Annotated in this window: 23 protein-coding genes and 2 pseudogenes; 21 read left to right on the top strand and 4 right to left on the bottom strand. The window is 42.9% G+C overall.

The genetic code is table 11. The annotated features are described in order from the left end of the window. Window positions 1-51: 51 nt before the first annotated feature. The 13 genes and pseudogenes from PPM_RS18820 to PPM_RS18760 all read left to right on the top strand — a co-directional run bounded on the left by PPM_RS18820 (window position 52) and on the right by PPM_RS18760 (window position 11,576). Window positions 52-1,071: a ThiF family adenylyltransferase gene (locus tag PPM_RS18820; protein ID WP_013372376.1), complete on the top strand. Its 1,020-nt coding sequence runs from the start codon at window positions 52-54 to the stop codon at window positions 1,069-1,071. A gap of 86 nt (window positions 1,072-1,157) precedes the next feature. Beyond that, window positions 1,158-1,601: a molybdenum cofactor biosynthesis protein MoaE gene (locus tag PPM_RS18815; protein WP_013372375.1), complete on the top strand. Its 444-nt coding sequence runs from the start codon at window positions 1,158-1,160 to the stop codon at window positions 1,599-1,601. Next, window positions 1,594-1,827, top strand: coding sequence for a MoaD/ThiS family protein (locus PPM_RS18810; RefSeq protein ID WP_013372374.1), 234 nt, complete (start codon window positions 1,594-1,596; stop codon window positions 1,825-1,827). The genes PPM_RS18815 and PPM_RS18810 overlap by 8 nt, the downstream gene beginning before the upstream one ends. Window positions 1,828-1,896: 69 nt before the next feature. Beyond that, on the top strand, window positions 1,897-2,913 hold the full coding sequence (gene moaA, locus PPM_RS18805; protein WP_013372373.1) for a GTP 3',8-cyclase MoaA: 1,017 nt from the start codon (window positions 1,897-1,899) through the stop codon (window positions 2,911-2,913). Window positions 2,914-2,923: 10 nt separating this feature from the next. After that, window positions 2,924-3,109 carry a hypothetical protein gene (locus PPM_RS18800; RefSeq protein ID WP_013372372.1) on the top strand — a complete coding sequence of 62 codons (186 nt, stop codon included), beginning with the start codon at window positions 2,924-2,926 and terminating at the stop codon, window positions 3,107-3,109. Window positions 3,110-3,311: 202 nt separating this feature from the next. Then, a complete protein-coding gene (gene licT / locus PPM_RS18795) occupies window positions 3,312-4,139 on the top strand; it encodes a BglG family transcription antiterminator LicT (protein WP_013372371.1) in 828 nt (275 codons plus the stop codon). A 116-nt stretch (window positions 4,140-4,255) separates the two neighbouring features. Continuing rightward, entirely contained in the window at window positions 4,256-6,172 is a 1,917-nt protein-coding gene (locus PPM_RS18790; RefSeq protein WP_013372370.1) for a beta-glucoside-specific PTS transporter subunit IIABC, read from the top strand. Between the two features lie 28 nt (window positions 6,173-6,200). Next, window positions 6,201-7,423, top strand: a pseudogene (locus PPM_RS18785) (glycoside hydrolase family 1 protein). A 226-nt stretch (window positions 7,424-7,649) separates the two neighbouring features. Next, on the top strand, window positions 7,650-8,486 hold the full coding sequence (locus PPM_RS18780; RefSeq protein ID WP_013372369.1) for a methyl-accepting chemotaxis protein: 837 nt from the start codon (window positions 7,650-7,652) through the stop codon (window positions 8,484-8,486). Between the two features lie 111 nt (window positions 8,487-8,597). Next, a complete protein-coding gene (locus PPM_RS18775; protein ID WP_013372368.1) occupies window positions 8,598-8,948 on the top strand; it encodes a hypothetical protein in 351 nt (116 codons plus the stop codon). A gap of 86 nt (window positions 8,949-9,034) precedes the next feature. Beyond that, window positions 9,035-9,841 carry an alpha/beta fold hydrolase gene (locus PPM_RS18770; protein ID WP_013372367.1) on the top strand — a complete coding sequence of 269 codons (807 nt, stop codon included), beginning with the start codon at window positions 9,035-9,037 and terminating at the stop codon, window positions 9,839-9,841. A gap of 24 nt (window positions 9,842-9,865) precedes the next feature. Next, the gene (locus PPM_RS18765) at window positions 9,866-10,849 is read left to right on the top strand and encodes a sensor domain-containing diguanylate cyclase (protein ID WP_013372366.1); all 984 of its coding nucleotides are present in this window, start codon (window positions 9,866-9,868) and stop codon (window positions 10,847-10,849) included. Window positions 10,850-11,129: 280 nt separating this feature from the next. Next, on the top strand, window positions 11,130-11,576 hold the full coding sequence (locus PPM_RS18760; RefSeq protein ID WP_016324608.1) for a DinB family protein: 447 nt from the start codon (window positions 11,130-11,132) through the stop codon (window positions 11,574-11,576). A gap of 143 nt (window positions 11,577-11,719) precedes the next feature. Here PPM_RS18760 and PPM_RS18755 read toward each other — a convergent pair. Continuing rightward, a pseudogene (locus tag PPM_RS18755) lies at window positions 11,720-12,067 on the bottom strand (transposase); the annotation flags it as partial. Between the two features lie 125 nt (window positions 12,068-12,192). Between PPM_RS18755 and PPM_RS18750 the strand changes: the two are divergent. Together PPM_RS18750 and PPM_RS18745 are read left to right on the top strand one after the other, a co-directional pair. After that, window positions 12,193-12,588, top strand: coding sequence for a hypothetical protein (locus PPM_RS18750; protein ID WP_013372363.1), 396 nt, complete (start codon window positions 12,193-12,195; stop codon window positions 12,586-12,588). 130 nt (window positions 12,589-12,718) lie between these two features. Beyond that, the gene (locus tag PPM_RS18745; RefSeq protein WP_013372361.1) at window positions 12,719-13,681 is read left to right on the top strand and encodes a helix-turn-helix domain-containing protein; all 963 of its coding nucleotides are present in this window, start codon (window positions 12,719-12,721) and stop codon (window positions 13,679-13,681) included. 88 nt (window positions 13,682-13,769) lie between these two features. Here the strand turns inward: PPM_RS18745 and PPM_RS18740 are convergent, their stop codons facing one another. Beyond that, a complete protein-coding gene (locus PPM_RS18740) occupies window positions 13,770-15,365 on the bottom strand; it encodes an S-layer homology domain-containing protein (protein ID WP_013372360.1) in 1,596 nt (531 codons plus the stop codon). 296 nt (window positions 15,366-15,661) lie between these two features. After that, a complete protein-coding gene (locus PPM_RS18735) occupies window positions 15,662-17,422 on the bottom strand; it encodes a methyl-accepting chemotaxis protein (protein WP_080567874.1) in 1,761 nt (586 codons plus the stop codon). Window positions 17,423-17,782: 360 nt separating this feature from the next. Between PPM_RS18735 and PPM_RS18725 the strand changes: the two genes are divergently transcribed. The 5 genes from PPM_RS18725 (at window position 17,783) to PPM_RS18710 (ending at window position 20,417) form a co-directional block, all read left to right on the top strand. Continuing rightward, a complete protein-coding gene (locus PPM_RS18725) occupies window positions 17,783-18,985 on the top strand; it encodes an MFS transporter (protein WP_016324606.1) in 1,203 nt (400 codons plus the stop codon). A 115-nt stretch (window positions 18,986-19,100) separates the two neighbouring features. Continuing rightward, window positions 19,101-19,244 carry a hypothetical protein gene (locus PPM_RS29435; protein ID WP_013372356.1) on the top strand — a complete coding sequence of 48 codons (144 nt, stop codon included), beginning with the start codon at window positions 19,101-19,103 and terminating at the stop codon, window positions 19,242-19,244. Then, window positions 19,222-19,572, top strand: coding sequence for a CbrC family protein (locus PPM_RS18720; protein ID WP_013372355.1), 351 nt, complete (start codon window positions 19,222-19,224; stop codon window positions 19,570-19,572). Before PPM_RS29435 ends, PPM_RS18720 begins: the two co-directional genes overlap by 23 nt. A 94-nt stretch (window positions 19,573-19,666) precedes the next feature. After that, complete coding sequence (locus PPM_RS18715) at window positions 19,667-19,993, top strand: hypothetical protein (protein WP_013372354.1); 327 nt, start codon at window positions 19,667-19,669, stop codon at window positions 19,991-19,993. Between the two features lie 22 nt (window positions 19,994-20,015). Continuing rightward, window positions 20,016-20,417, top strand: coding sequence for a hypothetical protein (locus PPM_RS18710; protein WP_013372353.1), 402 nt, complete (start codon window positions 20,016-20,018; stop codon window positions 20,415-20,417). 128 nt (window positions 20,418-20,545) lie between these two features. Here PPM_RS18710 and PPM_RS18705 read toward each other — a convergent pair whose 3' ends face one another. Then, complete coding sequence (locus tag PPM_RS18705; protein ID WP_013372352.1) at window positions 20,546-21,550, bottom strand: hypothetical protein; 1,005 nt, start codon at window positions 21,548-21,550, stop codon at window positions 20,546-20,548. A 261-nt stretch (window positions 21,551-21,811) separates the two neighbouring features. Between PPM_RS18705 and PPM_RS18700 the strand changes: the two genes are divergently transcribed. After that, window positions 21,812-24,562: an alpha-L-rhamnosidase gene (locus PPM_RS18700; protein WP_013372351.1), complete on the top strand. Its 2,751-nt coding sequence runs from the start codon at window positions 21,812-21,814 to the stop codon at window positions 24,560-24,562. Window positions 24,563-24,586 lie beyond the last annotated feature (24 nt).

The raw sequence follows: 24,586 nt of genomic DNA, 5'->3' as shown, positions 1-24,586 counted from the left end.
GGAATAAGCACAAAGTTAACGATCGCTCTTCAACGTTAGGGGGACATTGTGATGAAGGAACGTTATTCAAGACAGATCTTATTTAGACCCATCGGCAGTGAAGGACAACGTAATCTGTCTGAAGCTGTTGTCACCATTATCGGCTGCGGGGCACTAGGTTCCGCCATTGCTGAAACATTAGTAAGAGCGGGCGTCGGAGAGATTCACCTGGTTGACCGTGATTATGTGGAGACATCGAATCTGCAACGCCAGCAGTTATTCACGGAGCAGGATGCTGTACAAATGCTCCCCAAGGTTATGGCTGCTGAAAAAAGACTGAAGGCGATACGAGAAGACGTACGCTTGTATACCTATCTCGACAGCCTGGATGCCGGGCTTGCTCAAGAGCTTGCTGGTAAAAGCACATTGCTGATGGATGCAACGGACAATTTTGAAACTCGGTTACTTATAAACGATGCTGCACTAAAGGCTGAAATTCCATGGATTTACGGCGCCTGTGTTGGAAGCACAGGCGTTGTTTTTCCATTCGTGCCGGGCAAGTCGGCATGTTTTCGCTGCCTTCTGCCTTCGCTGCCAGCGATCAATCAGACCTGTGATACGGCTGGAATCATATCGCCTGCTGTCCAAGTGACGGCCGCCCTCCAATGTGCAGAAGCCATGAAGTGGCTGAGCGGCAAACGTGATAAGATGCGCAGCAAGGTTCATCTATTCGATCTATGGGAAAATACGCAAATGGACATAGGGATTTCCCGCATCCGGAATCAGGATTGTCCAACCTGTGGAGAACAGCCTGAGTTTCCTGCACTGACAGCAACCCATCGCTCGGCATATGCGGCGCTGTGCGGGCGGGATGTGGTGCAGGTTCTTCCAGACCCTCATCGTCCGATCACGCTGGACGATGCAGAGAAGATGGGCAGGCTTATGGCGGAACATGTAAAAAGGACCCCTTATTTCGTTGAATTTTATGCCTTTAAGCATCGAATGATTTTATTTAAAAACGGAAGACTCCTCATTCACGGGATCGGAAGTGTTGCCAGAGGTCAAAAGCTATACCATCAGTTGTTTGGTTGAACAAGAGATATAGATCCGATAAATGTAAATAATGTATAGAGTTTTCATAGCAGAGTAGCTTGTTAGGTGGCTGGAAGGTGGAAAAGATGAGAGTATTTGAAATCGTGACGGAGCCCATTCTTCCGCAGACTTATGCAGACTATGTCTTAAGACCGGAAGCAGGAGCAGTGACCCTATTTACAGGGCATGTAAGAGAGTGGACCCAAGGCGTACGGACGTTATACCTTGCATACGAAGCTTATGTGCCTATGGCCGAGAAAAAGCTTGCAGAGATTGGCCGCGAAATTGAACAGAAATGGGAAGGGACAAGAGTAGCAATTGCACATCGGATTGGTGAACTTCAGATCGGTGATATTGCCGTTGTCATCGCCGTCTCCTCACCACACCGCTCGGATGCATATCAGGCGAATGAATACGCAATCGAGCGAATCAAGGAAATCGTTCCGATCTGGAAACGAGAGATTTGGGAAGACGGAACGCAATGGATCGGACAACAAAAGAAAAAACCGGAGGAAATCAGGCATGATTAAGCTGTACTATTTTGCAGGACTCCGTGAGGTGACGGGGAAATCTGAAGAAATGGCAGATTTGGCAGGACAAACTGTAGGAGAATTATGCAGTTGGATTACAGATAAATATCCAGATATGTCGATCAAGTCTACACGAATTGCAGTAAACGAAGAGTACGCGTTGCTTACAGATGTACTGCAGGATGGAGATATCGCAGCATTTATTCCGCCTGTCAGCGGTGGCTAGTGAAAATGCTCGTCATGTGTCCATTTCTGCAACGTCAACTACAGCTAATGAAAAAAAGAAGGTGGTCACATGAGTTCACATTCACTGAAAGACCTATTGCGGCGTCCGATCCGCGATTTACGTATATCTGTTACGGATCGCTGCAATTTCCGCTGTTCCTACTGTATGCCAAAAGAAATTTTCGGCGACGATTTTGCCTTTCTTCCCAAAAGCGAATGCCTATCGTTTGAAGAGATCCATCGCCTTACGGAGCTCTTTGTAGGCCTTGGGGTCAAAAAAATCCGGCTCACAGGCGGTGAGCCATTAATGCGGCCGAATCTTCCCGACCTTGTCTCCCGAATTTTGTCTATCAACGGAGTGGAGGATATGGGGTTGACCACAAATGGCTTGCTACTAGGGCAACAGGCTCAGCGCCTCTATGATGCGGGGCTGCGACGACTGAATGTCAGTGTAGACGCTCTGAACCCCGAGCTATTTGGGCGGATGAATGGACGGGGCATTAAGCCTGCTTTTATTTTGAAGCAGATCGATTGTGCAAGAGAAATCGGTTTTGAGATCAAGGTCAATATGGTAGTTCAAAAAGGTGTTAATGATTCTGAAATTTTACCAATGGCCGCTTATTTTAAGGAGCAGGGAATAACCCTTCGTTTTATTGAGTTTATGGATGTAGGTAACGATACCGGGTGGAGCTTCAAAAAGGTAGTAACAAAAGAAGAAATTATTGAGCGTCTTAAGAATGCGTACGAGCTGGAGCCGATAGATCAAAATTACTTTGGAGAAGTGGCAAAACGTTACCGTTATAAAGACAGCGACGCGCAAGTTGGCTTTATTACTTCGGTTTCTGATTCATTTTGCTCATCCTGCACGCGTGCCCGTCTATCTTCTGATGGCAAGTTTTATACGTGTTTATTTGCTTCAGACGGATTCGATTTGCGCCAGATGCTTCGTAACGGGGCGAATAATGAGGAACTACTCGATGCGATTACTTCAGTATGGGAACAACGCTTAGATCGGTATTCCGATGAACGTACTGAAGAGACTGCAAACAACCGAAAAAAAATTAACATGTCCTATATTGGGGGCTGACATTTTTATCATGGCAATGGGCCGTATTCAAGGTGTTGCCCCCAAAGAGAAAGCGCAAACATTTTTGTTGGCAAAACTTAAATTTGATGTTATTATGATCTTGGGATTGTTACTGAAAAGGCAAAACCCGGGACATGGAACTGGATTTCCATGTGTTGGGTTTTGCCTTTTCTTTTTGTATACAGATTTACAATAACGCAGAAAGGTGAGTGATGATGTAGGGCTTATCTCTCTTTATGAATGCGCTTTCAATACAATGGAGTTGTAGATCTTTACTGCACTTTACAGTTTGTTTGCAATGAAAGTTGATCGGCTATTACCGTCTTGTGACCTATCTGAAATATCGCCCAGCATCTAAATCCTTTTTTAAATTATTACGGGATCAGGGGGCAGCCAGAATGATCATAACAAAGATATTTAATAATAACGCCATAATAGCCAAAGATTCAAAAAGGCATGAATTTGTTGTTATGGGTCGTGGAATTGCATTCAAAAAGAATGCAGGAGAACAAGTAGAAGAGCATTTAATTGAAAAGGTGTTTGTACTTAAACAAAAAGATGCTTCAGAAAAATTTAAATTATTGTTAGAGGATGTCCCTACAGAATATGTTTCGTTATGCTATGACATCATTGAATATGGAAAAAGCATATTGGAAGCGCAACTGAGTGACTATGTATATGTTTCGCTTACAGATCACATGAACAATGCATTTAAAATGTTTGATGAAGGATTTAAAAATGCGAACCCGCTCATCTGGGAAATTAAAAAATTTTATCCTAAAGAATTTGGAGTTGGCTTAAAAGCACTGGAGTTTATTGAAGACGAAACAGGTAAACGATTGTCTGAAGATGAGGCAGGTAACATAGCTCTTCATTTAATCAATGCTCAAGTCAACAGCTCCTACCATAAAATAGCTGATGTTGCTCAACAAACTCAAAAAATACAGGATATCTTAAATATTATTAAGTACTCTTACAATATTACGCTAGACGAACAATCGACCAGCTATGAACGATTTATTACGCATTTAAGGTTTTTCTTTCAACGATTAATTCAAAAAGAAAAAAAATTAGCACTGGAAGATGATTTTCTATTAAGGCAAGTGAAAGCAAAGTACAAAAAAGCTTACAACTGTATGCTAAAGATTGAGAAATACTTGGACACGGTATTGTCAGATGAAGAAAAACTGTATATAACGATTCATATTCAGCGCGTAACCCAATGACCAATTGAATAACTCCTTGGATTGTTACTGGTAATGCAGGCGAAACCAACCTAGATCGAATTTGATCTATTTTGGTTTTGCCTTTTTTTATAAATACAAATAAAGGGGCAGTTACAATGAAGTATGAGACATTAGCACAAGACATCATCAGAAATGTCGGCGGCAAAGAAAATGTAAATAGTCTAACTCATTGTATTACACGCTTGCGATTCAAGCTAAAAGATGAAAATAAGGCCAATACAGAGGTTCTGAAAAACATGGATGGTGTTGTCACTGTGGTAAAAAGCGGCGGGCAATACCAAGTGGTGATCGGTAATCATGTGCCCGAGGTTTATGCGGATGTTGCCACGATAGGTGGTTTCCAGGCAGGTGACTCAGAAGAAGCATCAGGTGAAAAAGTGAGTTTGTTCAATAGGTTTATTGATACCATTTCAGGTGTATTTACACCTACGCTGGGTGTCTTGAGTGCCACGGGTATGATTAAGGGCTTTACAGCATTGTTTGTAGCCTTGGGCTGGATGACCGCAACATCAGGTACCTATCAAATTCTCAATGCTTTAGGAGATTGCTTGTTCTACTTCTTCCCTATTTTCCTGGGGTATACGTCGGCCAAAAAGTTCAATGCCAACATTTTTATAGGTATGGCGATCGGGGCGTCACTTGTTTATCCAACCTTTAGCACGATAACAGCCTCGGGTAAACCGCTATACACTCTATTTAGCGGCACTATATTTGAGTCACCAGTATACATCACCTTCTTAGGTATTCCGGTCATTCTGATGAGCTATGCATCAACTGTTCTTCCGATTATCATATCCACCTATGTAGGCTCAAAAATAGAAAATTTCTTTAAAAAGGTCATCCCTAGCGTAGTGAGAACATTCTTAGTACCGTTTTTCACCTTGTTAGTTATTGTTCCATTAGCACTGATTGTGATTGGACCGCTCTCGACTTGGGCAGGTCAACTGCTTGGCGCAGCAACGCTCTTTGTGTATAACTTAAGCCCAATTATTGAAGGCATCATCATGGGCGCTTTCTGGCAGGTATTTGTTATTTTTGGGTTACACTGGGGTCTTGTTCCTATCGCTATGAACAACTTGGCGGTGCTCAAATTCGATCCGATCCTTGCTGCGACGCTGGGAGCTTCCTTTGCTCAAACAGGTGTTGTGCTGGCGATTTTGTTCAAAACCAAAAATGTAAAGCTGAGATCCCTTTCCATTCCAGCTGTCATCTCCGGGATCTTTGGTGTAACAGAACCAGCGATTTACGGGATTACATTACCACGTAAGAAACCATTCATTTTAAGCTGTATAGCGTCTGCGGTAGGTGGCGGTATTATAGGCATGATGGGAACGAAAGGCTATATCATTGGCGGCTTGGGCATTTTCGCGATTCCGAGCTATATCAGTCCATCAGGAATAGACAGCGGATTTTATGGGGCTGTTATCGGTATCCTGGTAAGTTTCGTATTAGGCTTCTTGCTTATGTTCTTTGGCGGATTCAGAGATGATGAGGTAAAAGAAACGAAAAAAGAAGCGAGTACAACAGGGGCAGCAAAAGGAGGGGAAGTATTAGTAAGGCAGGAGACGGTGATCAGTCCGTTAATGGGTGACGTAAAGCCTTTATCTGAGGTAACTGATGAAGCCTTTTCCACAGGTGCTTTGGGTAAAGGGATTGCCATTGAGCCTTCCGAAGGCAAGGTTGTTTCACCTGTAGATGGTGTATTAACATCCTTATTTTCGTCAGGTCATGCCATCGGAATTACCAGTGATCAGGGCGTGGAGATCCTCATCCATGTAGGCAAGGATACGGTCAAATTAAAAGGTAAACATTTTTATCCCAAAGTAAAACAAGGGGAAGCCGTCAAAAAAGGGCAATTGCTCATGGAGTTTGATATGGAGGCGATCAAAGAGGCAGGTTACGTTCTGACTACCCCTGTGATCGTTGCCAACACTGCTAGTTACTTGGATGTCATTGAAACGGAGAAAAAGAAGATTGGTTATAAAGATGATTTATTGACGGTCATGGTCTAAGCTACCAATATTTTAGGAGGAATGAACAATGAACAATAATATAACCAAGAAGTTTCCGCAAGGATTTTTATGGGGAGGGGCCACGGCTGCTAACCAATTTGAGGGTGGGTATAACGTTGATGGTAAGGGACTAAGCACTGCTGATGTCATAACAGCCGGGACTCATACCATTTCCAGAAGAATTACGCCTGTATTGGAAGAAGGAATAAACTATCCAAGTCATGAGGCTATTGATTTCTACCATCATTATAAAGAGGATATCCGATTATTTGCTGAAATGGGTTTCAAGGTCTTTAGAATGTCGATTGCTTGGTCCAGAATATTTCCTAACGGAGATGATACAGAGCCGAATGAGCAAGGCTTGCAGTTCTATGATCGTGTGTTCGCAGAATTGAAAAAGTACAACATTGAGCCTTTGGTTACAATCTCACATTATGAAGCACCGTTCCATTTAGCCCAAAAATATAATGGCTGGTCAGACCGCAGAGTCGTCGATTTTTATGTAAGATATTGTGAAGTGCTTTTTGTATGATTGCTTATATGTGTTCATATCCACTTACCTGTAACCCTGATGATGTTTTGCTGGCTCAACAAAAGGATAATTTGAGTAATTTCCTATGCTCAGATGTTCAAGTAAGAGGTGCTTATCCGGGATATGCTAAACGATATTTTAAGGAACATAATATCCAAATTACGATGCAGGACAATGATGAGGATGTCTTAAAAGAAGGTTGCGTAGATTTTTATACCTTCAGTTATTATTCATCTACTTGTGTCAGTGCAGACCCCAATCAGGAGAAGGTGGGTGGAAATTTATCCATGGGATTAAAGAATCCCAACTTAAAAGCAAGCGCCTGGGACTGGCAAATCGATCCACAGGGATTGAGATGGTCCCTCAATAACATTTATAACCGATATGAAATTCCGTTAATGGTTGTGGAGAATGGTCTGGGTGCTGTGGATACCGTGGAAGAAGATGGCTCCATTCAGGATGATTATCGAATTGATTATCTGAAGCAACACATTGAGCAAATGAAAGAAGCCATTGCTGATGGAGTAGATTTAATAGGTTATACGCCTTGGGGATGTATTGATCTGGTAAGTGCGGGAACCGGTGAAATGAAAAAACGCTATGGATTCATATACGTCGATAAGGATAATGAAGGTAAAGGAACACTTGCCAGATCCAGAAAGAAGAGCTTCTATTGGTATAAGAGCGTGATCGAAACCAATGGAGAACAGCTGGATTAATGCTTCGTGTGTGTCTTCAAAAAGTTGTACAGTCAGCGCGTGCCTATTCCATAGGTATGCGCTGTTTGGATTTAAAAACGACTCCCCTTCAGGAAACTACGGTAAATGTATACAGATTAGGGACTCAACCTAGCCAATAGTATGTTAATTCACTAAACACATGGGATGAAAATGTCGAAATAGAGGGTAGGATGGATAACAAAATATAAGGAAGTGGATACATATTATGAATCAAGTAGAAGCTGTTTTGACTGCCATGCCGTATATCAGAGAAGCTGCACGACAAGATGTTTTAATTTCCGTATTGGATAGGGAAAAATTTCTATTCTTTCAGTCGGGTAAAAGTTTAGTCTATGACTTCAAGGCAGGCGACCCTCTTCCTGATGTACACAAGAACTTCAAAATGCTAGTAGGTGGAGAAAAGACCAGAGTGCGCTATGATGCCGAAGTTTTTGGGTTTGCTGCTGATTCTTACTTTCATCCGATAAAGAATGAACAGAATGAGATCGAGGCAGTAATGTGCATCACCTATAGTACGGATAATCAAGATCAACTGAAGAAGTTGATGAGTCAAGCAGAGGATGTTACAAGCAAGCTAGTTGAAGGGATTCAGCATGTGGCGGCCCATTCGGAGGAGCTTAGTGCGACGGCCGAGGACATTTTAAGCAATACGAAAAAGGCGGTTGAGGATTCTGGTAATGTGACTGAGGTGGCAGGCTACATCAAGGAAATTTCAGAGCAGACAAACTTGCTTGGATTAAATGCAGCCATTGAAGCTGCTCGGGTGGGTGAGGCAGGAGCAGGGTTTGGAGTTGTCGCTGCAGAAATCCGCAAGATGTCTACGGGCACTAAGGAAGCAACTGGACGAATCGAGCAATCCTTGCAAGCTGTCAGACAATCCGTTTATAACATGGAACAAGAGATTACGCAGATTACGGTATCTTCCCAAGAGCAGGCCAAGCTTGTGTCGGAGTTTATGAATATTATCGATCAATTAAATGAAACTAACCAAGGTTTGAGAGGTTTAATAGAGAAAATCACGAATGATGTTGATGCAAAATAAAGATTGAAAAAAAGTCTCGGTCTGTGAATTGTGCATTCCGTCATGGAAATGTAGATCACAGGGTGAGACTTTTTTAAGTTTATAGATGAATAACTTGGAGTGGATACATGTATGAATTTGAATGGGTTGAATGAACAGAGTTACACAGAACTAGAGGACTATTGGGTGCGTGTATTTCTAAATGTAGTACAAGATCAGGATAAGGAGAACTGGGTGATTCCTTATTACAACACATCTTTTTCTAATGGTCAGAAAGTCATGGATATGAACCCCATTTTTTCGGCTAAATCAAAATTAAGTCATAAATCCATCAGACTCATTCAAGAAACGGATCATGAAGAGGATGACGTACACTATTGGTTAGATACGAATGGGAAAAACGAATTAGTTATTATTTGTTCCTTATCACAGCAACATGTGCACAAGGTAAAAGGGATCATTAAACGCTGGATTTATGAATGAGATCCATTATCCATAATCAAATCTTTTCCGATATAATAGGGAAGAGAAGCCATAGAACAGATACTACCTCAGAGAGGTGATTTACAATGACCGTTGATATTCTCCTACGTAATAATGTAAAAGTGCTGGGCACAGGTAGCCAGACGATTGTGTTTGCTCACGGCTTTGGATGCGACCAGGATATGTGGCGTTATATCGTCCCTAGCTTTATCGACAACTACCAAATCGTCTTATTTGATTACGTTGGTTCCGGAGATTCTCAAATAAAATACTATGATTCCAAAAAATACAGTGACTTGCAAGGGTATGCCCAAGATGTGCTGGATATTATGGAAGTGTTAGACTTACGAAATACCATATTCGTCGGACACTCCGTTAGCAGTATGATCGGAATGCTCGCCTCCATCCGCAGCCCTCAATATTTTGAACGCATTGTCATGCTCGGTCCTTCTCCACGCTATGTGAATGACCTGCCTTCTTATTATGGAGGCTTCGATAAGAGTGATATTGATGAATTACTGGATATGATGCAAATGAACTTTATTGGCTGGGCTAGTTACATGGCACCCATTGCTATGCAGAATCCCGAGCGAGGGAACTTAACCGAAGAATTGGAAAAAGCATTTTGTTCAAGAGATCCTCATATAGCACGGCAATTCGCAGAGGTTACATTTTTTTCAGATTGCCGTGTCGATCTTCAGCATGCTTCGGTTCCTACGCTTATTCTCCAGTGCTCAGACGATAGTATTGCTCCGATTGAGGTAGGGGATTATTTGCATACCCATCTTAGAAATAGCAGACTTCAGCAGATGAGAGCAAAGGGGCATTATCCTCATTTAAGCCAACCAGGAGAAACGAGCGATTTAATCAAAGAATATTTAGCCAGTGTGTAATATCGAATGAAAGGCAGTCATACAATGGATATTCAATTAGATAAAGCTCCCTGTGGATACTTTTCAATTTCGGACGCTGGGATCATTCAATCGGTAAATCAAACTTTATTGGACATGCTTCTTTATGAACACGATCAATTGCTTGGACGGCCGATTGAAACGACAATGTCTGTTACGAACAAGCTATTTTTTCATACTTATTTTTATCCCTATATCCAGTTGTACGGGCGTGTCGATGAGATGTACTTTTCGTTTCGGACAAGTGATCGACAGGATGTGCCTGTACTTCTAAACGGGGTTCGCCAGGAACGAAACGGAGAAGCTGTTATTGATTGTGTAGTGCTAATGATGCGTAAGCGAATTGAACATGAAAAAGATATACTACAGACCAAAACCAAGCTTCAGGAATTATATCAGGCGACGAATGAAGCAAACCAGAAGCTTGAACGGTTGCACGCAGAATATGAAATCAAACAGCAGGAATTGGTGCGAATCAATCTCCAGCTAGAAACGATGGCGTCAACCGACCCGTTAACCGGGCTTAAAAATAGAAGATATTTTCAAGATCAATTATTAGTCAGTCTAGCCTCTTTTCAAGAGACCGGAATACCTTTCTCGTTGCTGATCATTGATATTGATCGTTTCAAAAGCATTAATGATACTTATGGTCATCCGGTGGGCGACCTGGTGCTCACTAATCTGGCTGAGTTACTACAATCCATGTCACGGGAGATGGACATTGTCGCTCGTTATGGTGGCGAGGAGTTTGTCATTATTCTTCCGGGCAACGATCAAGAGGAAGCCATTCGTACGGCAGAAAGATATCGTTCCATGACGGCCTCAAGGGATTGGGGAGAATACAGCATTACTGTGAGTATCGGTGTGGCAACGGTTACGCAAGCGGATACGGAACAATCGATAGTTCATCAAGCGGATTTTGCACTGTATGCTTCCAAGAGTGGCGGGAGAAACCGGGTCACGCATTCAGCAAGTCTTGTAAAGAAATAGATAGAGGCTTATTAATAAAGGGAATTAAGAGCCGACGCGCCTTAGAGCTAATTAGCCTAGCCTGCCTCTTACGGCGGGCTTTTTATTATAAAGGCTATGTTAAATTCTAATGTTGATATTTGACCATAAGAAAACCGCCTCAGTTGAAAGGCGGTTCATTAAGCTATCGTACCCGTTTGTTTAAGAATTACCCATGAAAAAAACCTTAGCGTAATAACCAATTGTTGACCCACAATATTAGTGTTGGTACAATCTATAAAAACAAATTGGAGGAAATACCATGGAAGCCATCTTACAACATCTTAATTTTAGGATTACTGATGTTCCATCCAGAATCCATACTTATTCTGAACTCGATTTTTCTATTCGGACCCGACCAAACAGTTGGTCAAAAAAGGAAATACTAGGGCATCTGTGTGACTCCGCACTTACTAATTTACAAATATTTGTGCGTTCTCAATATGAATCTCAACCTTACTCAGTGTTAAAATACGCCCAGAATCATTGGGTGGAACTCATGAATTACCAAAACCTAAGTATTGATCATATTTTGGCTCTTTGGGTTATATTGAATAAGCAAGTGGCTGTAGTCATTGCAAACATTCCTGAAGACAAGTTGCTGTATTTATGCGACATTGGTGAAGAAAAACTTGTTACGTTAGAGTGGCTTATAAAAGACTATGTTGAGCACTTGGAACACCATCTCGAACAAATTTTTAGTACATAACTGCCAGTTAGCTTAACAAGAATAAGCAGAAATCCGAAGTTTGGTATTCGTGTCGGTTACAGTAAACAAGCACGATTTGACCAACATATTTTTCTTATTCGATGCGGTATTCTCATATTCCTTGCTGTCTAGGTATTGAAACCAAACCCCTCAATCATGCATTCAATATAACGAACCCAAATATGAGGTCTTCTCGTGCGTTGAAGAGGGGTGTTTGTAAGGTCATTGAACGTTTGGCGACAGGACTTACAACGGTAACGTTGACGTTTAACCTCTCCAGTGCGTGTTTTTACAGCGTACTTTCCAAATCGCACGACAGAATGATTTTTACAATGCGGACAAACAAGCCCATCTTTGTGCTTCTGCTCTTGAATTTCATCAATTGCCCGTATTTGATTAGCAATCCCCGTCGTTCGAGTCTGCAAAAAGTAAACAAGTTCTCGTTTTTCGCTATCGGCATTAGCAAGCTTTTTCAGTTCCTTTAAATCCATAGGTAAACCATCTCCGAATAGTGATATTGCCTATATTATAGAACGTTTGTTCGTTACTATCTAATATCAACAACAAAGTTTAACAAAGCCATTATAAAAAGAATGAGTGATGTGGAGTGATAAACATGGGGGAAGCGTACAAGCTGGACTGTGATACCTGTGCTTATACTAAGAACATATTTGTAGGGTTTGGTTTTTCATATATGAGTTTGGAATCCATTGCTTCGTTTGTACAGGATACTGTCCTTAAACGACGTATTGGGGAATTCATAGGCAACCCTTCGACGAGATATGATGCTTATGACGCGATATATGTATGTCCGGTCTGTCAGGCCATCCGCAATGAACTGTTTATTGAGATGATATCGGACTCATCACAGTATAAAATTTCTTATGCTTGTCCTAGATGCGCGAGTGTTATGGAGCAGGAACACATTGAAAACAATGTGCCTGTTCATTTGAGTTGCCCAGCATGGGAAAAGGGGAAATTGAAAGCAACGTTTTATATGGATTGGGATTAATAGATTCCCCGAATATCACTACAGCATACTCCAATAAGTCTGGTCAAACCATTCAAATTCAGCTAATATTAATGATAACGATTCTCATTTGAATCATCAAAATGAACGAAAACCTTTGAGGTGGATGCTTGTGAATTCAAATTCGTTATCATTAATATATCAGCATTATTTAGAAAAAACTCCGTTTAGAAAACAAAACGAGCATACCTATATGATGTTACCAGAAGCGGGTAACGGACATATTTACCGAGTTACAACTTACAGCGGAATCGAGATTGTGTATTCGCACATTCAATATCACGGGCCTTACCCGACGAACTTTGCTTCCAGAGGACAAATGATTGAACTTCAATTTGCACTTTCGGGGCAACGTCATGTGAATATAGCTGGTCTGGACTATACACTCCCGTCGGGGCGGGGGGCTCTTATTTTTTTACAGGATTTCAAAGCACGCTTCCATCCTCCGGTTAACGAACAATACCAATCATTTGCACTTGGCATTCCTGTTTCGTTGTTTAATTATGCGGCTTCACAGTTGGCGGCTCGTCGACAGGTAGCTATTGAATTTAATCAAATTCTGAAGGGGGCTGCATTCCATCACTTTGGTTTTGAACTGGATCACAGAAGTATAGTGATGATTGAACATTTGATCAAAGACTTGAAAAGTGTGCATAGATCGCCTTTATTAATGGAAGCAGCAGCACTAGAGATTTTAAATCGACTTATGATTCAATTATTTGATTTAACCCCCATGCCCGAAGGCTTATCTAAAGAAGATGTCAGAAAGTTGCTTATGGCTCGGCAAATCCTTGAATCCAGCATGATTGATCCTCCTTCACTGATCGCATTATCCAAAAAAGTAGGATTAAACGATTTTAAATTAAAAAAAGGATTCAAAGCATGTTTTGGAACGACTGTATTTGAATATTTGCGCCAAATTCGTCTCGATTATGCGATGAAGCTGCTTCGAAGCCAGGAGAGCAATGTAACAGAAGCTGCGATGGCTGTAGGGTACAGCAATGTGAGTGCATTTTCAGAGCAATTTTTCCGGGAATACGGAGTGAAACCATCATCCTTGAAGAAAGTATTTTAAAATTTCTTTTTTGACCCTTCTAAAGATATCAAGTAAACAAAAAGCTGGAACCCTGTTATAGAAAGGATGCCAGCTTTTTATTTGGTGCTTATTTTACGAAAGTTTCTGTACCCTCTGAATTGATGGTTGAAGTATGGGTACGAGACGCTTCTTCAATATTTTTGAATGCCCAGTAATCTACTGGTACATCCTTCCAAGTAGCCTGAATTGTTCCTTCCAGGGGTCCTCGCTTTAAGATAGTGTTCAAAATGGTAACAGTCTCTACTCGTGTTATATATTTATTGGGTTGGAAGCTGTTGTCGTTATAACCGGTAATCCATCCTGCATTAGCTAGCGCTACAATGGAATCTCTTGCCCAATGCTTTTCGATATCGGTATAGGGAGACGCTGCGGTTTGTGTACCTTTAAGCTGCTTCCAGGATGCGAGTATTGCTGCCATTTCTGCACGGGTAATGGGTTGCTCTGGCCGAAATGTTCCATCTGCATATCCATTCATGAGGTGCTGTGTCGTAAGCGCTATAATCGAATCCTTTGCCCAATACATGTTAGGTACATCTTTGTATGTCGTTGAGCCTTCTTTTGTCTCCAGCTTCATAATTCTAGCCATCATCGCGGCGGTTTCAGCTCGTGTAATGGACTGGTCCGGTCGGAATGTACCATCCTGATAACCCGTTATATATTTTTCATGCGCAACCTCGGATTGCTCTACGGGCATGATTTCCGGAGTCGGTACATCCGTTGTTGAAACCGATGGTGATGAAGATGTGGTTGTTTCACTGGAAAAAGATGAATCACTGCTATCCGCGTTATCCTTCTTATCTTTTTTATTACTACTGCTGCTGTCGTTACCAGTAGTAGCACCGGTTCCGCTCGTACTTCCAGTACCACCAGTGCCTGCATCTCCGTTTACAACCTGTATATACGCTTCAGAGGTACTCGGCGCGAATCGAACATCTCCACTGTATATAGCAGTAATCGGGTGGCTTCCCACACTTAAGTTGCTTGTAGTGTAGTACGCATTGGCATAACCATTCGAAATGCCCACTGGCTCCATCGTCAGCGTACCTAATATATTCGTGCCGTCCATAAGGATGACTGTTCCGGTTAAATCGCCCGAAGTTTGTGGGTTCGAAGTTGTCCTCACGCTAAACCTTACTTCTTGGCCGTGACTAGACGGATTTGGCGAACTCAGTACTGTAGTTACTGTAGGTCTCAGTGAAGGTGTAGTCGTAGGTGTAGATGCATTTACGACCTGAACGTAAGGCTCAGATGTACTGGGGGCAAATCGAGCATCCCCACTATATATAGCAGTAATCGGATGACTTCCCACACTTAAATCGCTTGTGGTGTAGGTCGCAGTGGCATATCCATTCGCAATGCCATTTGGCCTCATCGTCAGCGTATCTAATATATCCGTACCGTCCATAAGGATAACCGAGCCGGTTAAATCTTTCGTAATTTGTGGGGTTGAGATGGTTTTGATGCTAAACGTTACGGATTGACCTTGTTTAGAAGGATTTGTCCAACTCGTTACCGTGGTTTCAGTAGCATACACAGCATCCGTTACACTAGGTGCTGGTGAGGAGGTTGCATACACAGTACTCTCGGAAAAACTCCATGTCCAGGTTCCAAATAAGACGATAACAGCAAGATAAGTTAAACAAAAAGACTTGAATTTACTCATAAACTTCCTCCATAAATTTCCGGTGTCACGATGAGCTTACTAAGATCTCCATGATGACTAACCTACGAATATGATTTTCTTACACTACTGAATTACTATACTAAATGCCTCTGAACCAATTCTGAACCAAATCAACAAAAACCGTGTCCAATTCACATCGCTAGAAGGGAATTATGATTTGCAAGCCTTTTCAGTAATTCCTCAGAACAATGCAAAAAGGGTCAACCAGAAAGAACTGGTTGACCTTATAATATGAATAACAGTTTAGCGCGATGTTTTGGAAAGACTTATTTCCGTTAGTATTTAAATTTGACCGTTAGATCTTGTAACTTTTGTGACATATCCGACAAGGTCGTTGCCAGGCTGGTGATCTGCTGCATCGAAGCCAGCTGCTCTTCTGCAGACGCTGCAATATTCTGCGAGTTGTCCGCTGCTTGAAGCGCCAGACTGGATACGTTCTCTCCGCTCGCTGAAATCTCCTGGACACTTGCGGTTATTTGCTCCGTGATGCTCGCGAGCTCTTCCGTTTGCTGTGCGATATGATTGGTGGACGCCACAATTTTCTTAAACTGCTGCTCCGTCTCATTGGCAATTTTAATGCCGGAGTCTACATCCTGTTTTACGCGTTCCATGGTCTTAAGCGAATGCTCCATATCTTTGCGCATATTCTGAATCAACTCGGAAATCTGCCCGGAAGACTGGTTCGATTGTTCGGCCAGCTTTCTTACCTCTGAAGCAACTACGGAGAAACCGCGGCCTTCTTCGCCTGCACGGGCAGCCTCAATCGAAGCATTTAAGGCAAGCAGATTGGTCTGCTGTGCGATATCCGTAATGGCATGTAGCATCGTGTCGATCTGTTGAGTGCGTTCATCCAGCATTCTCATAACCGCATCGGTTTCATTGACGGAATGGTTAATCAAGTCCATTTGCTTCACCGTATGTTGTACAGCAGTACCGCCAAGGCTCGCCATCTCCATCGCGTCTGCAGACGATTCAGCAATAGTCAAGGAGCTATCCGTGATCCGCTGCATGCCTATTGAAATTTCTTCAAGCGAGCTGGTTGTCTTCTGGAGCATCAGTTGCTGCTCCTTCGCACCGGCCGCCGATTCCTGAATCGCAATGGTAATATGCTCGGTTGCCTGTCCAGTGTGCTCTGCTCCAAGGGTTAATTCTTTCGAGGAAGCTGCTACCTGCTTTGTGGAGAGATTTACTTCACCGATCAAATATCTAATATTTTTAATCATATGATTGAAATCCTGTGCCAGCTCGCCAACCTCATCTTTTGAATTCATTTTGACTTCTTCGACCGTTAAATCACCGTCCGCAACTGCGTTAAGCCGCTTTGCAATCATGATAATAGGCTTCGTAAAACGTCCCGAAACAAAGCTTACGATAATTGCTCCCAGAATAACTGCAATAGTCGTAATAATCAGGACAATATAAAGGACCTTGGTCGCCCCGCTGTTAAATTCGTTAAAATATGCTCCAGAGCCGATGATCCATCCCCAATAAGGATCCCTTTCAACGTACGAAATTTTCGTCTCCACTTGATCTGTACCAGGTAAAGCCCATTTATAAGTGACGAATCCCCCGCCGTTTGTACCGGCTTCTACAAACTCTTTTCCCACATGCACACCGTCTTTCGATACGGCATTTATTAAATCCTGGCCTTCATTTGAAGGGTTCATCACTGAAACGGCATCTTGGTTGACTGCCCACGGATAACCTGTTTTACCTACAGTATATTTAATCTTAACCGGTCTTTTGTTATTAGCATCTTTTACACCGAGCAGCTCGATGCGCAGTTTTTCCTGTGCTTCTTCCAATGTTAAATTACCGGCTTCGACTTGCCCATTGAGGAAACTAATCATACCAATTACCATTTGCACACTATTCTTAAGTGCTACTTTGCCTGATTCATTCATTTCATTCTTGGAAACAACATAAGAACTGATTCCAATCACGAATGTGGGTACAATTAAAATAATCAAGCACATTATGGTTAACTTCGTTCTTAACGATCTTACCTTCATGATTGATCCTATTTTTGTTTTCACTGAGATTTCCCCCTTAGACATCGATATACAGACTCAACCCACAGCTACGCTAATTACTAAAGGCAAAAGACTGTACATCATATATCGTAATAACATGCCAGGAAATGAAGCCCTTCCATCCAGTCAGCAATGAAGAGACCGATGTAGTTCATTTCACAACGAAAGAGCGACTCTATAATTAACGACGCCCATTGGGCCATAGAATGCAGGCCATTTTTTACTGTCTGAAGACTGGCTGCTGTTTTATACGCAAAATTAAATCCGTTTAACCGCAAATTTATCCGTCTATAGGCAGTAGCGTTTTGGTATGCTCCGTATACTTCTGCATAGAGAGAATCTTTAACAGAGGAGTGTGCGAGGATGAATAGAATAAAAGGGAGCATCTTTTTCAGTGTATTTGTGGCTATGCTAGGGCTCATGCTTATTGCTCCAATTATGCCGCCCCTTATTCGTGAATTAGGCTTAAGAGAAAGCCATTCCGGATTAATTATATCGCTTGGTTCTATAACGATGGCCTTAATGGCTCCAGTATGGGGAAATCTAAGTGATGCAAAGGGACGCAAGCCGGTGATTCTGCTTGGTTTCATAGGGATGTGTGTAAGCTGTCTGTTGTTTACACTTACTCTTTTTGCAGGATTAAATGGTTGGCTTAGTGGGGGGCTGCTGTTAGTCCTGCTGATTGTTACACGCGGCTTAATTGGCGGCTTTATCCCGGCGGTGTTGTCATCGTCTCAAGCTTATATGGGGGATGTAACGGAAGGAGAAGAGCGTGGAAGTGGTATGGCTATTATTAGTGCGGCGAATGGGCTTGGGCTGGTATTTGGCCCCGCGATTGCAGGTGCTTTTACTTTAATAGGGCTGTTATGGCCCTTATATTTTGGAATTGTCATTGCCGCTGTTGCATTCGTGGTGTCTCTGCTGGCGATTCCGGCGGCCCAGCCCGTTATTCAGCAAAAACCCGCTCGAATTAACCCCCTCCAGCCAGGTCTAAGAATGTATTTGTTTGCAGGATTGGTTACGATGATAAGTATTGTGACTATTCAGGTTATAGGTGGTTTTTATTTTCAAGATCAGTTAGGTCTTACATCCGAAGAAACAGCAAGAGTCGTGTCCTTTGGACTTATGTTCTCCGGGGCAGCGATGCTGATTGTGCAGATCATCCAGATGAAATGGCTTAAATGGAAGCCTAAACTGATGATTTTGCTTGGTTCTCTATTCCTAATTGCTGGAATGGCATTATTTCTGATTTCAGCCAGCTTGGCCGTTTACTATGCAGCATTCTTTATGTTTGGCATAGGCACAGGCTTACTGATGCCCGGTTTTATGGCAGGTGCTTCGCTTTCGGTCAGTCAAGAGCAGCAAGGGGGAGCAGCGGGGCTGGTAGCTGCGGTACAGGGAATTTCCGCGATCATTGCTCCTATTTTGACGACCACCTTGTATCGAGTGGACAAATATATTCCCTTTATGCTTATAGCAGTCTTGGTAGCTGTTATGGCTGTTATTATGTTGGTAGTGAGAAAAAGAAACGGGAATAGTGAGCCTGTGTCTCATAAGGCAAAATAAATAAAAGATTGGTTAGATGAATCCATAGGCTTCCGGGGTATACTCACCGGAAGCCTATATCTATTATAATAAGTTATAAGAAATTTCAGGAAAATCAGAAGGAAGTGAGGGGCTTATGGAAATCCAGCAAAAATGGGTGGCACTAAACAAAAGATATAGTTTGCACGCACCCAGTCCCGAGGCTGTACAAGCCATGTACCAATTGAAGGAAGAGCTTGAGGGCTTAGAAAGCGAGCATGCTACAGGGAACATTTCATGATCCTGCTTGCTGTGCACAACTGGAGGAACCAAAACTGGATGAGTTACTGCATCGGACTCCCGGTTATGAGGCATGGCAGACCGCCGCGTGGCTGGATCACTGTGATGACTACTGTGTTTTTATAGATTTTGTGGGCTGGAAGGAGCTTGTCAGTAGAGGGATAGAAAATGATGTCAACCTGATGTTTATGCCTATTTTGGCTTTGTATAATGAAAAAGAGGCTAAGAGTCGAATACGGGAAAGCATGGAACGTGACGGATCGTTTCGGGGTTATTTATTTCAGTGCAGGCATTGCAAGGAATACCTCTTATATGCGGACTATGACTGAATCCAAGTGAATTTCCTGAGGTGAATGAGAAGGTGAAACCCAATTTAGGGGTGGTTCTAATTAAGGAGGAGTTCATAAAATTGGAGGAATGCAGATGGGGTGGGAGTATGGAATTAAGGTCGCAGATGTTAAGGATATTAAAGCACTAATGGAACGCTTAGCTGAAGCATTGCCTAGGATTGAGGGATATCGGATGCAAAGGGATGAAGATGGCTTTGTTCTGCTTCAGAATAATTCTGATTGGCCTGAAGCGCTTCAGATTTCAGTGGAAGAGGCAAGAAATATTGAAGGGTTAGAAGATGATGAACCTTATATCTATTGTCTATTTCATATCGGCGGCGGAGATGCGATGAGGTTGAGGGAAGGAATGTGTAGGGCACTGGAAGAAGAGAAATGCGCTGCGGATTGGTTCGAGTTGTAGCCGAAGAAAGGAGTAGATGAAATTGAGTAAGAAGGACAAAAAAGAGATTCAGACACTAATCTATCGCTATAGTGGTCCAAGAGCCAATATTGGATATACTTTTGAACCGCTGCGCTATGGAGATACAGATGAGCCAAAGCTGGAGGAGATGATCTTCATCTACGCAGATGACTTTGATATCGTGCTGTCTGTGTTAAAGTCCAAATATCCACTTGTCGATCCTGACACGGGGGAAACGTCTGAGGCTTTTGATGCCTGCTGGGATAATCCGATTCAGGCGTCGGTATGGCATGAAATATTAACAGAATTGGATGCTTGGCCTGCCAAGGAGCCAGAATTACGCATATTTATCGATTCCTTTACAGCATGGGTCAGAGCGCATTTGAAGCAAGCAGATGGTATTATCGTGACCGGAAATCTGTAGAGGAAGGCAATGCACTGCAATCCGTATTTTCGCTGCCCCTCGCTTCGAGGGGCAACTGGAAAGCGAGCTGCTGGGTCAAATGCCTCGTTCTTTACATTGCATGCGACAGGCTCCTTATGGCAACTGGATTATTGACGTTGCTTCCGAATCCTGAGTAACTTTTGCTCCAATTTGGTATCACCCATAAATTTGCTGACAGATACAGCAAGCTGATATTGAATGGTCCCCATATTGTTAGTGGCAGGTTGAAGAACCCCTTTTATCATTTGCCATAACGAAGTAGCCTGTCGGCTTTTTGCTCCAAAATGCATGATGATGTGGATACAGGCTGTAATTATATTGCGGCCAAGTCCGTACAGGAACCATTCTTTTTCCTTCGTAATAAGCGGAATGATGGTTGCCATCGTTTCCCAAGCTTCATCCCATCGTCCTGTTTCAATGAGCTTTTCTGCCAAGCTGGATGCAGTAGAACAGTAGTTACTAGAATTTTCTTCTATTTTCTCCATTTCGGCCAGCTTTTTGAGAGCTTCAATTTCACCTTCTGCATGGTTGCGCCATCTCTCATGATAAACGAGTGTCCGCAAATTTTCTTTGTCCCAATCCGTCTGCTCTCTGATCCACAGATCGATAAATAATGATAGATATACATCTTCCCCGAGTTCACTTGCGATATTGATGCAATCTTCAAGATCAGCTGTATCTTTGCTGAACAAATATGTTTCCAAAATCAACTCAGGATCAAACCCGGCGTATGTATCGAAATTGGCTTTCTTGGCCTGCTGGAACAAAACTTGGTCCTGCTCACGCTCATATTTTTGCAGTAAAAAAACGGCGTAGTATAGAGCATCGCCAATCCCCTGAAAACTGTTCGTTTCCCTGTCTATAATCTCATTAACGAGCAGTCTTCTCACAATCGGTTCATAATACGGGGCATATCGATCCTCACGATTATACATAGCCAAAAGCACCTTCAAGCGATTGGTATAATTGGCATCATTTTTTCCATATTCCTCACTATATTTCTCCAAATAGTCAACCTTCGAATAATCGGCGTGATCACTTATTAGACTCTGCAGCATTTCATCATAGGGTGCCATCATCTGATCCAGCAGCTTTTTGTAGTTCGTTTCCATTACTGTAATTCTCCTTTCACGGATCGGCTTAATACTACAATCCATATGTACAAAAAACAAGAGTTTTCCTTTTGAGTACTGCGCTGTCACACGTACATATTTTTCTAATAGACCCATTTTAAGATTCAATATGAGGGATGGACATTCAACACCTGTAAATCAAGCATACAACATGCAGGGATACAACATTGCGCACAATTAATGAAAGCGTTTTAATTTGAGTATAGAAACACAAAAGAAGATCTCAGGGAGGACATAAGAATGCTAAAAGTGAAAGCGCTTAGATGTGAACATGTAAACAATCCGATTGGACTGGGTTGTCTAAAGCCTCGATTAAGTTGGCAAATTGAATCTGACAACATATATGTTTTCCAAAAACGCTTCCAATTGCAGGTATCCATAAATCCTGTTTTTGAACCGCTGCTCTGGAATCATTTTTCCTATTCGGAACAATCCATTCTGTTTCCCTATGAAGGTCCTCCACTCGAATCAGGACAAAGATATTATTACCGGGTAAAAGTATGGGCTCAGGGAGCGGGTGACACCGAACCGGAGGAATCGGAATGGAGTGAGATTGGCTTTTGGGAAATGGGGCTGCTCCATGAGCAGGACTGGAAGGCACAATGGATTACAGTGAAGGAGCGAAGCATTCATGAAAAGTTTCAGACAAGAGCCCCTTTTGCCGCTTCCAAGTGTTTTTTGGTTGAGGGAAAAGTGAAAAAAGCAGTCATTTATGCCACAAGCCTTGGTCTGTATGAGCTGGAGCTCAATGGACAAAGAGTAGGCGATGCCTACTTTACCCCGGGATGGACAGATTATAACGATCGTGTTCAGGTGCAAGCCTATGATGTGACTTCTACCGTTCGAGAACAACATAACCGCATCACAGCAACGGTGGGAGAAGGCTGGTACAGCGGCTATCTAGGCTGGCAAAAGCGCAAGGATACTTACGGGAACACGAATGCTTTGCTATTTCAAATGAAGATTAGCTATGAAGATGGCCGTTCAGAACTCATTTGCTCTGATTCTTCCTGGGAGGAAACGAGCTGTGCCATTTTGATGTCAGATATTTATAACGGCGAAATCTATGATGCTCGACTGGAGCAGCAGGCAGCCGAACATCGCTTCTTGAACGAACGGAAAATGATGCAGGTCGTCCCGTTTCCGTTAAGTCATCTGGTTGCTCAGGAGAACGAACCTGTCCGTGTAATGAACCGATTAAAGCCTGTTGAACTGATTCGGACTCCTAAAGGCGAACTAGTACTTAACTTGGGTCAAAATATGGTAGGCTGGCTGGAATTTAAAGTGGAAGCCCCCGAAGGTACGGTTCTGAATCTGGTTCATGGTGAAGTGCTGGATCAGCAAGGGAATTTTTACCGAGATAATATGCGTGATGCAGCGCAGCAGATTACGTACATTTGCAGCGGCAAGGGGACGGAGATATTTAGGCCGCATTTCACTTTTCAAGGCTTCCAGTATGTGAAGCTTGAGGGCTTTCCGGCTGGCGTAGCCATTGAAGATTTTACAGGCGTTGTTTTGCATTCAGACATGGCGACAATTGGCTTGTTCGAGACATCCGATCCAAAGCTGAACCAACTCCAGCACAATATTGTATGGGGACAAAAGGGGAACTTCCTGGATGTGCCGACCGATTGCCCGCAACGTGATGAGCGATTAGGCTGGACCGGCGATGCACAGATTTTTGCCAGAACGGCCAGCTTCAATATGAATAGTGCTTCCTTCTTTCGAAAGTGGCTGAAAGATTTGGCTTACAACCAGCTGGAGAATGGGGCTGTGCCTTTTGTCGTGCCGGATGTCCTCAAAGGAACCTTTGCAGACAATATGGACCAAACGACAGCCGCATGGGGAGATGCAGCGGTTATATGTCCGTGGACTATCTATCAATGTTATGGGGATAAGCAAATTCTAGCTCAGCAGTATGACAGTATGAAAGCATGGGTCGATTATATTCGTGCCCAGGGGACCGAGGAACATCTGTGGGATACTGGTTTGCAGCTGGGAGACTGGCTGGCGCTGGATAGCGAGGAAGGAAGCTATTTTGGAGCGACCGATGGAACGCTGGTAGCGACTGCATACTTTGCGTATTCGACTCATATCTTGGCGCAGACGGCCAAACTGCTGAATCGGTATACCGATTACAACACCTATCAAAGCTTGCATGAGGGGATTAGAAGCGCTTTTGCGAACCGTTATTTTGATGACGCTGGCAAACTGACTTCGAATACCCAGACTGCACAGGTTGTGGCTTTGCACTTCGGATTGGTACCAGAAAAATATAAAAAGCAAGTGGTTCAGGAGCTCGTACGGCTGATAGAAAAAAATGATATGCATCTGGATACTGGCTTTGTAGGCACACCCTATCTATGCCTGGTTTTATCCGACAATGGCTATACAGATATAGCTTATAAAATTTTATTTCAGAAAGATTATCCTTCTTGGCTCTATCAGGTTGAACGGGGAGCAACGACCATGTGGGAGCATTGGGACAGTATCAAAGTGGACGGCTCGTTCTGGAGCACCGATATGAACTCGTTCAATCACTATTCGTACGGTTCAGTTGGAGACTTTATGTACCAAAATATTGCCGGAATCGATGTGCTTGAAGCGGGCTACAAAAAGTCACGGTTAGCACCCAAACCGCCTGTTAATCTTACTTCGGCCCATGGCAAGCTGGAGACACCTTATGGTGAGGTTGCTGTCCATTGGGAAATCGTGAATGAAGAAATGCGGATGACGGTTCACGTACCACATAATACGACAGCTGAGATTACGCTTCCGGGCGTTCTAGAGCCAGAAGCATTACAACAGACCATTACTACGCAATACCCGTCGATTCAGTATCCGCCTGGTAATGTGCCACAAGAGCTGGCCGGGAAATCAGGTTCTCCCGGAGAACAGGCGATTTTCCAACTGAGTGGAGATCATGAATTGACGTTTACCGTCGGATCTGGACAGTATACGTTCCAGTACAAATACAACCAGAAGCTATAACATAGACTAGAGGTGAGAAGCTTG

Source organism: Paenibacillus polymyxa M1, assembly GCF_000237325.1.
Lineage (GTDB): Bacteria > Bacillota > Bacilli > Paenibacillales > Paenibacillaceae > Paenibacillus > Paenibacillus polymyxa_C.
The sequence above is the reverse complement of the archived record's forward strand: the minus strand, read 5'-3'. Positions and strand labels throughout refer to the sequence as shown.